8 protein-coding genes and 1 pseudogene are annotated in these 8,147 nt (G+C 68.5%); all 9 read left to right on the forward strand.

Annotation, left to right across the window (positions count from 1 at the left end):
- Window positions 1–1,061 (forward strand): S1 RNA-binding domain-containing protein (locus JWP28_RS10345; protein ID WP_299542683.1); only part of this gene is annotated, 1,061 nt, incomplete at its 5' end.
- Window positions 1,062–1,188: 127 nt separating this feature from the next.
- Window positions 1,189–3,138 carry a DUF3857 domain-containing protein gene (locus tag JWP28_RS10350; protein WP_299542684.1) on the forward strand — a complete coding sequence of 650 codons (1,950 nt, stop codon included), beginning with the start codon at window positions 1,189–1,191 and terminating at the stop codon, window positions 3,136–3,138.
- Between the two features lie 151 nt (window positions 3,139–3,289).
- Entirely contained in the window at window positions 3,290–3,577 is a 288-nt protein-coding gene (locus JWP28_RS10355) for an integration host factor subunit beta (protein ID WP_299542685.1), read from the forward strand.
- A 7-nt stretch (window positions 3,578–3,584) separates the two neighbouring features.
- Entirely contained in the window at window positions 3,585–4,028 is a 444-nt protein-coding gene (mscL, locus tag JWP28_RS10360) for a large-conductance mechanosensitive channel protein MscL (protein WP_299542686.1), read from the forward strand.
- A 42-nt stretch (window positions 4,029–4,070) separates the two neighbouring features.
- On the forward strand, window positions 4,071–4,712 hold the full coding sequence (locus tag JWP28_RS10365; protein WP_299542687.1) for a phosphoribosylanthranilate isomerase: 642 nt from the start codon (window positions 4,071–4,073) through the stop codon (window positions 4,710–4,712).
- Between the two features lie 19 nt (window positions 4,713–4,731).
- Window positions 4,732–5,967 carry a tryptophan synthase subunit beta gene (trpB, locus tag JWP28_RS10370; protein ID WP_299542688.1) on the forward strand — a complete coding sequence of 412 codons (1,236 nt, stop codon included), beginning with the start codon at window positions 4,732–4,734 and terminating at the stop codon, window positions 5,965–5,967.
- Complete coding sequence (trpA, locus tag JWP28_RS10375; RefSeq protein ID WP_299542689.1) at window positions 5,964–6,797, forward strand: tryptophan synthase subunit alpha; 834 nt, start codon at window positions 5,964–5,966, stop codon at window positions 6,795–6,797. The genes trpB and trpA overlap by 4 nt, the downstream gene beginning before the upstream one ends.
- A 4-nt stretch (window positions 6,798–6,801) precedes the next feature.
- A complete protein-coding gene (gene accD / locus JWP28_RS10380; protein ID WP_299542690.1) occupies window positions 6,802–7,728 on the forward strand; it encodes an acetyl-CoA carboxylase, carboxyltransferase subunit beta in 927 nt (308 codons plus the stop codon).
- Window positions 7,729–7,789: 61 nt separating this feature from the next.
- A pseudogene (locus JWP28_RS10385) lies at window positions 7,790–8,147 on the forward strand (bifunctional folylpolyglutamate synthase/dihydrofolate synthase); the annotation flags it as partial.

The following is an 8,147-nucleotide window of genomic DNA, read 5'->3' on the forward strand; positions in this document are numbered from 1 at the left end:
CGTTCGTGGACCTGGGCGGCATCGACGGCCTGCTGCACGTCACCGACATGAGCTGGAAGCGCGTCAACCACCCGAGCCAGGTGCTGGCGGTGGGCGACACGGTCAAGGTGCAGATCGTCAAGATCAATCCCGACACCCAGCGCATCTCGCTTGGCATGAAGCAGCTGCAGTCCGACCCGTGGGACGGCGTGGAGGCCAAGTACCCGGTGGGCGCGAAGTTCACCGGCCGCATCACCAACATCACCGATTACGGCGCCTTCGTGGAGCTGGAGGCCGGCGTCGAAGGCCTGGTGCACGTCTCCGAGATGAGCTGGACCAAGAAGAACGTCCATCCGGGCAAGATCGTCTCCACCAGCCAAGAGGTGGAAGTGGTCGTGATTGACGTCGATCCGTCCAAGCGCCGCGTGTCGCTCGGCCTCAAGCAGGCCATGGCCAATCCGTGGGACGCCTTCGTGGCCGCCCACCCGGTCGGCTCGACCGTCGAGGGCGAGGTCAAGAACGCCACCGAGTTCGGCCTGTTCATCGGCCTGGAGAACGACATCGACGGCATGGTGCACCTATCGGATCTCGACTGGGCCGTGCCCGGCGAGGAGGCGATCGCCAAGTACACCAAGGGCGAGATGGTCAAGGCCAAGGTGCTCGACGTCGACATCGAGAAAGAACGCATCTCGCTGGGCATCAAGCAGCTGGCCGGCGACCCGATGCAGGGCGACACCTACCGCAAGGGCCAGACCGTCACCGTCACCGTCACCGAGATCACCTCGGGCGGCATCGAGGTGAAGTTCGGTGAGGATGAAGCCCCGATGACGGCCTTCATCCGCAAGTCGGATCTTTCCCGCGACCGAGCGGACCAGCGGCCGGAGCGGTTCGCCGTCGGCGACCGCCTGGACGCCCAGATCGCCAACGTCGACAAGGCCGCGCGCCGCGTGTCCCTGTCGGTGAAGGCCCTGGAAATGGCCGAGGAAAAGGAAGCCATCGAGAAGTTCGGCGCCTCCGACTCGGGCGCTTCGCTCGGCGACATCCTGGGCGCGGCGCTCCGCGAGAAGGCCCAGAAGGACTAAGCTTCTAAAGGGCCCCCGGGCCTTCAAGGAAACGACGGCGGACCGGGCGACCGGTCCGCCGTTTTCTTTTTACGCTTCCGTCCTATCGTGGGGGTGACCGCCGCGTGGGCGTCCCGGGAGCGTCTTCTTGTCGTTACGTCTGCTTGCCTGTTCCGTCCTGGCCGTCCTGGCTTGCGCGCTCCCTGCTCTCGCCGCCGACAAGCCCGCCTACGGCCCGCCGCCGGCCTGGGTGGATGTCGCGCCCATTCCGCCGCCGCCGTCTGACGAGGGGGCGCCGGCCACCCAGGTGTTGCTCGACGACCACCAGGCGCGCCTCGATCCGTCCGGCGACACCTTCTACAACCGCCGCGTCATCAGGATCCTGAAGCCCGAGGGCCTCACGGGCGTGAAGTCGATCAGCGTGGTCTGGAATCCCGACACGGAGAGCGTGACCTTCCACACCGTGAAGATCCTCCGGGACGGCAAGGCCATCGACCTCCTGGCAGACCCCAAGGCGATGCTGGTCCTGCGGCGCGAAGCCAACCTCGAGCAGGCGAGCCTCGACGGGCGGATCACCGCCTCCCGCCAGATCGACGGTCTGCAGACCGGCGACATCCTCGACTTCGCCATCACCCGCACCCATGCCGATCCGGTGCTCCAGGGCCACTCCTTCGCCGGCGAGCGGCTCGATTTCGCAGGCGTCGTCGGCCGCTACCGCGCCGTCGTCTCCTGGCCGAAGAGCGAGACGCTGCAGTGGAAGACCACGCCGGGCTTCGGCGATCCGACTGTCAGCGCCAAGGACGGCCGCACGGTCCTTGCGCTCGACCAGGCGAATGCGCTCGCGCCCAAGGCGCCTGTGGGCGCGCCGCTGCGGTTCCGCCGGGTCGGGCAGTTCCAGGCCACCAGCTTCCAGAGCTGGAACGAGGTCTCCAAGCTGATGGCGCCGCTCTACGCGAAGGCTTCGCAGGTTTCAGCGACGTCGCCGATCAAGGCCGAGGCCGACGCCATCGCCGCGCGCACCAAGGATCCCAAGGAACGCGCCTTCGCCGCCCTGCAACTCGTCGAGGACAAGACTCGCTACTTCTTCCTCGGCATGGGCGAGGGCGGCTATGTGCCGGCCAACGCCGACGACACCTGGACCCGGCGGTTCGGCGACTGCAAGGCCAAGACGGCGCTTCTGCTGGCGCTGCTGAAGAACCTTGGCCTCGACGCCGAGCCGGTGCTGGTGAACCTGGGCGGCGGTGACGGGCTCGACGAGCTGCCGCCGTCGCTGACGGCCTTCAACCACGTGATCGTGCGGGTGAAGGTCAAGGACCAGTCCTACTGGCTCGACGGCACCCGCACCGGTGACCGCAATCCTCAGGCCATGCTGCCGCCGCAGCACAAGTGGGGCTTGCCGGTGCGCGCGCAGGGCGCCGCTCTGGAGCCCATCGTCGAGCCGCGGATCAATGTGCCTACGGTCGACACGCTGCTGCGCCTGGACGCCTCGAAGGGGCTCGACGCCAAGGCCGCGGCCCAGGTCACCGTCACGTTCAGCGGCATGCTCGCCAATGCGGCGCGCGCGACGCTGGCCAGGACGCCGAAGGCCGACTTCGAGCGCACCTTCCGCCAGCAGTTCTCCAACGTCGCCGGCGGGTTGGACATCGACCAGGTCAGCTGGCGCGACGACCCGGCCAGGGACCTCTTCACCATCGAGCTTACCGGGACCAACGACATGTATTGGCGCAAGAACCAGGACCTGGGGATGCTGGAGTACAAGGTGGGAACCGGCGCTGCGCCGCGGCCCCTCCCCAAGCGCGAGCCGGGTCCCAACCGCGACGCGCCGTTCGCCGTGCCCTATCCGGCCTTCACCCGTTCCCGCACGGAGATCGTGCTGCCGAACGGCGGCGCGGGCTACACCGTCCGCGGGCCGGTCGGCACGGTGCGTGTGGCAGGCTACGAAATCGTCTCGGGGTCGGCGATCGAGGCCGGCGTCGCGAAGTTCATGGTCGACATGCATTCGATGACGCCGGAAATCAGCGCCGCTGAGGCGGAGGCGGCCAACGCCCAGATCCGCAAGTTGCGTAACGTGGACGCCCTGGTGCGCGCGCCGGCCTAATCCGACGACGGATGCGCCGACGCGCAGCTTCTCGCCAGGGTTGCAAAGCGGCGTCGATGAACAAGCGCGGCTGTCGAACCGCGTAAACCCTATTTACGCCTTGAATACAAAGGTGGACTCGCCCATGGTCACGCCGGTTCGAGGGGCCCGCATGATCAAATCGGAACTGATCGCCAAACTCGCCGAAGAGAACCCGCACCTGACCCAGCGCGACATCGAGCGCGTGGTCGGCGTGGTTCTGGAGCGGATGATCCAGGCGCTGGAAACCGGCGGCCGGGTGGAGCTTCGCGGCTTCGGGGCGCTGTCGGTCCGCTCGCGCGACGCCCGCGCCGGACGCAACCCGCGTACGGGCGAGCCGGTGGACGTTCGCGCCAAGCACGTGCCCTTCTTCAAGAGCGGCAAGGAACTGCGCGAGCGGTTGAACCTCTCCGAAGAATAGGCCAGCCATGAGCGACGCCTTGAAAGTCCGCCTCGGAATCCTCGGCGAGTTCCGGGAGTTCATCGCCCGTGGCAATGTCATCGACTTGGCGGTCGGCGTGATCGTCGGCGCGGCCTTCAACGACATCGTGAAAAGCCTGGTCGACAATGTGGTGATGCCGCCGATCGGCCTGCTGCTGTCCGGCATCGACTTCGCCCACCTGCAATGGGTGCTCCGGCCGGACGATCCCCTCACGAAGGCTAACGAGCTGGTCGCCATCCAGTACGGCCTGTTCATCAACACCTTGATCAAGTTCCTGATCGTGGCCTGGGTGGTCTTCCTGCTGGTCAAGGGCGTGAACGCCATCCGCCGGAGGGACGCTGCGACCCCGCCGGCGGAGAAGCCGCCGCCGCCGCCGCAGGAGGCGCTGCTGATGGAAATCCGCGACCTCTTGAAGGCTCGGCAGCCCTAGCGCCCCTTGCGGCGGCGCCGCGGAGCGCCCTAATCCCGGCCCATGGGCGTCCAGACCAAGATCTGCGGGATCAGCACCCCCGAGGCGGTCACGGCCGCCCTGGACGGCGGCGCGGTGTTCCTGGGGTTCATGTTCTTCGACAAGAGCCCGCGCAACATCGCGCCCGACGCGGCTTGGCGCCTGGCGCAGCCCGTGCGCGGCAAGGCCAAGGTCGTGGCGGTGCTGGTCGATCCCAGCGACGCCGAGGTCGACCGCATCGCGCAGGTCCTGCAGCCCGACTTCATCCAGTTGCATGGCGCGGAGACGCCGGCCCGCGCCCGCGCGGTCGGCCAACGCGCCCGGGCGGGGATCATCAAGGTCCTGCCGGTATCGGAGGCCGCCGACCTCGCCTCAGCCGCCGACTACGAGACCGTGGCCGACCATCTGATGTTCGACACCAAGCCCGCGAAGGACGCAGACCGGCCGGGCGGTGCGGGGCGCGCCTTCGACTGGACCCTGCTCGCCGGACGCCGGTTCCAGCGGCCCTGGTTCCTGGCCGGCGGGCTCGACCCCTGGAATCTCGCCGAGGCCGTGCAGCAATCGGGCGCGCCCCTCGCGGACGTTTCCTCTGGCGTGGAGCGCGGACCCGGACTAAAGGACCCCGCCTTGATCGCCGCGTTCCTCAACGCCGCCAAACGCGCCTAGAGCTTCAAGCCTGACCCCCGTGAACGCGCCATCATCAACTCCAGTGGGCCGTCCTAACGATTACACGGCCTATCCCGACGGCGAGGGCCGGTTCGGCGACTATGGCGGCCGCTATGTGCCGGAAACCCTGATGCCGCTGGTCCACGAGCTGGACGCGGCCTACCGGGCGGCCAAGGCGGACGAGGGCTTCCAAGCCGAGCTCTCCGGGTTCCTGAAGCACTATGTGGGCCGTCCGAGCCCGCTCTATTTCGCCGAGCGCCTGACGGCCCACTATGGCGGCGCGAAGATCTACCTGAAGCGCGAGGAGCTCAATCACACCGGCGCGCACAAGATCAACAACTGCATGGGCCAGATCCTGCTGGCCATGCGGATGGGCAAGACCCGGATCATCGCCGAGACCGGCGCCGGCCAGCACGGCGTGGCCACCGCCACGGTCTGCGCCCGCTTCGGCCTGCCTTGCGTAGTCTACATGGGCTCGGTCGACGTGGAGCGGCAGAAGCCCAACGTCTTCCGCATGAACCTGCTGGGCGCGGAAGTGCGGCCGGTGACGTCTGGCTCCGCCACGCTCAAGGACGCCATGAACGAGGCGCTGCGGGACTGGGTGACCAACGTCGAGGACACCTACTACCTGATCGGCTCGGCCGCCGGCCCGCACCCCTATCCGGAGATGGTCCGCGACTTCCAGGCGGTGATCGGCGTCGAGAGCCGCCGCCAGATCCTGGAGATGGAAGGGCGTCTTCCCGACGCCGTCGTGGCCTGTGTTGGCGGCGGCTCCAACGCCATCGGCCTGTTCCACCCGTTCCTCAACGACGAAAGCGTGAAAATCATCGGCGTCGAGGCCTCCGGCCACGGCATGGGGACCGACAAGCACGCCGCGGCCATCAACGGCGGGCGTCCCGGCGTGCTGCACGGCAACAAGACCTACCTGATCCAGGACCCGGAAGGCCAGATCACCGAGGCTCACTCGATCTCCGCTGGCCTCGACTATCCGGGCATCGGGCCGGAGCACAGCTGGCTGCACGACGTGGGCCGGGCGACCTACCTCACGGCGACCGACCAGGAGGCCCTGGACGCCTTCCAGCTCTGCTCGCGGCTCGAAGGCATCATTCCAGCGCTCGAGAGCAGCCATGCGCTCGCCCGCCTGCCGGAGATCACCAAGGACCTGGGCAAGGACGGGATCATCGTGCTGAACCTGTCGGGCCGTGGCGACAAGGACGTCGCAACCGTCGCCGCCCATCTGGGGCGCGAGGCTTGAGCAAGGCCCGCATCGACCAGCGGTTCGCCGACCTCCGCAAAGAGGGCCGCGCGGCCTTCGTCGGCTATGTGATGGCCGGCGATCCGGACGCGGCCACAGCGCTTTCGATCCTGAAGGGCCTGCCCGCCGCCGGCGCGGACCTGATCGAGCTGGGTTTCCCCTTCTCCGACCCCATGGCCGAGGGCCCGCCGATCCAGCGCGCGGCGCAGCGGGCGCTGGCGGGCGGCATGACGCTCAAGGGCACGCTCGACCTGGTCCGCGGCTTCCGCGTGGTCGACCAGACCACGCCGCTGATCCTGATGGGCTACATGAACCCCCTGGTCACCTGGGGCGTCGAGGCCTTCGCCCGCGACGCGGCGGACGCCGGGGTCGACGGCCTGATCGTCGTCGACTGCCCGCCGGAAGAGGCCGGCCCCCTGGCCGACGCTCTGGACGGGGCGGGGGTCTCGCTGATCCGGCTTGCCACCCCCACCACCGACGACGCGCGCCTGAAGGTGGTAGTACGCCGCACCTCCGGCTTCGTCTACTACGTCTCGGTGGCCGGGGTGACGGGGGTCAAGGAAGCCGACGCCGCCGTGGTTGCGCCGCACGTCGAGCGGGTCCGCAAGGCCTCAGGCCTGCCGGTCGCCGTGGGCTTCGGGATCAAGACTCCAGAAAGGGCGTCAGCTATAGCCCGGGTCGCCGACGCCGTGGTGGTGGGCTCGGCCCTCGTGGACGAAGTCGCCGAGGCGCTGCAGATGAACGAAGACGTGACCGCGCGGGTTCTTTTCAAAGTTAATTCGTTGTCTAAGGCTGTCCGCTCCGCGCGAGTCGGCCAAACGACGGTCTAGAACCATGGCGATGGCTGAACAGAGAAACGACAAACCTGGGCGCCCTGCAGCCGCCCCCCGAGAACGCACCGGCTGGCTGTCGCGGATCGCGCCTGGCGTGCGCAACGCGTTCTCCAAGCGCGAGACGCCCGAGAACCTGTGGGTGAAGTGCCCCGACACCGGGGAGATGATCTATCGCCCCGACCTCGAGGCCGCGCTCTGGGTGACGCCCTCCGGCCACCACATGCGCATCGGCGCCCAGGCCCGGCTCCGCTACACCTTCGACGACGGCAAGTTCGAGCGCATCGCCTCGCCCGCGGTCGCCGACGACCCGCTCAAGTTCCCGGACATCAAGCCCTATCCCGAGCGCCTGAAGGCCGCGCGCAAGGCGAGCGGCGAGCAGGACGCGCTGGCGGTCGCCTACGGCCACATCATGGGCCAGCCTGCCGTGGTGGCGGTGCAGGACTTCGCCTTCATGGGCGGCTCGCTGAGCATGGCCGTGGGCGAGGCCTTCATCACCGCGGCCAAGGAGGCCGTGAAGCGCGAAGTGCCCTTCGTGATCTTCACCGCCAGCGGCGGCGCGCGGATGCAGGAAGGCACGCTCTCGCTGATGCAGCTCGCCCGCACGACGTTGGCGGTCAACGAGGTCAAGGCCGCCGGCCTGCCCTATGTCGTCGTCCTGACCGATCCCACCACCGGCGGCGTGATGGCCTCCTACGCCATGCTGGGCGACGTGCACCTGGCCGAACCCAACGCCCTGATCGGCTTCGCCGGCCGCCGGGTGATCGAGCAGACCATCCGCGAAACCCTGCCGCCGGGCTTCCAGCGCGCGGAGTTCCAGGTGGAGCGCGGCATGGTCGACCGCGTGGTCAACCGCGCCGAGCTGCGCGCCGTGCTAAGCTCGATCCTGAAGACCTTGATGATGGGGCGGAACCGCCTTTCCGCCGCCTGACCTGACTCCCCCAAATCCAGGAAGTGGGCAGGACCACGACCCCATCCGCGCCTCGGACGCGGTGATCCAGCGCCTGCGCGCCAGTCATCCGAGCCTTATCGACCTCACCACCGGCCGGGTGGAGCGCCTGCTGGCCACCCTCGGCCACCCGGAGCGGCGCCTGCCGCCGGTGATCCACGTGGCCGGCACCAACGGCAAGGGCTCGACCATCGCCTACCTGCGCGCCATCGCCGAGGCGCAGGGGCGGCGCGTCCATGCCCTCACCTCGCCGCACCTGGTGCGCTTCGCCGAACGCATCCGCATCGCCGGAGAGCTGATCAGCGACGACAAGCTCAATGAGCTCACCGACCGGCTGGAGGCGGCCAACGCCGGCGAGCCGATCAGCTTCTTCGAGATCACCACGGTTCTCGCCATCGAGG

Source organism: Phenylobacterium sp., from assembly GCF_028290885.1.
Classification (GTDB): Bacteria; Pseudomonadota; Alphaproteobacteria; order Caulobacterales; family Caulobacteraceae; genus Phenylobacterium.